We start from the raw sequence: 519 nt of genomic DNA on the forward strand, positions 1-519 counted from the left end.
CACATTTTCGAAGCCGGTGAAAGCGGCCAGGCTGTTTAGGTTAAATGTTCCGCTGCCCGAGATCACCAACGTGTCGGCCCCGCTGCCCCCGGTGAGGCGATCCCCTGTGTTCAAGGTTAAATGTTCCGCTGCCCGAGATCACGAGCGTGTCGGCGCCGCTGCCAAAGCGATCGTGTCATTGCCGGTCCCCAGGGTGACCGCAGCCGATCGTTGCGTTGACCGTGTTCGTGCCGCCTGTGAAAGCGACCGTGTCATTGCCGGTCCCCAGGGTGACCGTGTTGCCGCTGCCCGCGTTGACCGTCAGGTTCTGCCCATTCTTCAGGGTCAGGCTCTCGCCCGTGCCGGTGAGGTTCACATTTTCGAAGCCGGTGAAAGCGGCCAGGCTGTTTAGGTTAAATGTTCCGCTGCCCGAGATCACCAACGTGTCGGCCCCGCTGCCCCCGGTGAGGCGATCCCCTGTGTTCAGCGTCGCGCCTGTGCCGATCGTTGCGTTGACCGTGTTCGTGCCGCCGGTGAAAG

1 pseudogene is annotated in these 519 nt (G+C 62.6%); it reads right to left on the reverse strand.

The features are described 5' to 3' along the window. Window positions 1-175 precede the first annotated feature (175 nt). A pseudogene (locus AC1D2G_RS34420) lies at window positions 176-519 on the reverse strand (hypothetical protein); the annotation flags it as partial.

The sequence above is a fragment of the Mesorhizobium sp. P2_C7 genome, assembly GCF_056404515.1.